Here is a 654-nt window from a genome sequence, read left to right on the forward strand (position 1 = left end):
TGAGTGGCGCAACTTATGTGGGCTAATATGGCTGGCTACAGACTGTTTTTGCCCCCACTCGGCCGTGCGTTTTTGCACGCTACGGTGCGAAATACGGGTTCCGAGTTTAGACACAAACAATGCAGGTTCACCTGGCGCTGCTAAGTCACCACGAACGCGTAGCCACTTACCAACCCATTCCGTTGCCATCCCCGAAAAAGGCACTTTACGTTCTTTGTCACCTTTACCGATAACACGAAGCTCGCCACTGCGCAGCTGCACATCTCGCACATCCACACTGACCAATTCGGCTAAACGCAGGCCGGCACCGTACATCAGCTCCATCATTGCGCGATCGCGGATCGCCAATGGGTCATCTTCATTCACTTCGAGCAGTTGATTCACTTCATCCACATCGAGGTTTTTTGGCAGCGGGCGCTTTTTACGAGGTGCAGACACCCCTTTGTCAGGGTTGGCTGTCATCTCACCACGCAAAATCAAGTAATCGAAAAAGCTACGCAGCGAAGACAAGCGCGTAGCTAAGCTGCTGGCCTTCATGCCTTCTCGCATGCCTTTACCCGCAAGTTGTCGAACCCAGCCAGCATCAACTTGAGACCAATCTTTCAGTCCCATTTCGGCAAGATGCTGCGCCATGGTTTCCAACTGTTGCTTGTA

At 52.4% G+C, this 654-nt stretch carries 1 protein-coding gene; it reads right to left on the reverse strand.

Features of this window, described 5'->3' with window-relative positions; all coding sequences use genetic code 11:
• On the reverse strand, nt 1–654 hold a 654-nt coding region (locus tag R7Q48_RS28090; protein WP_318133592.1), incomplete at both ends, for a tyrosine recombinase XerC.

It is taken from the genome of Vibrio sp. 378 (assembly GCF_033339435.1).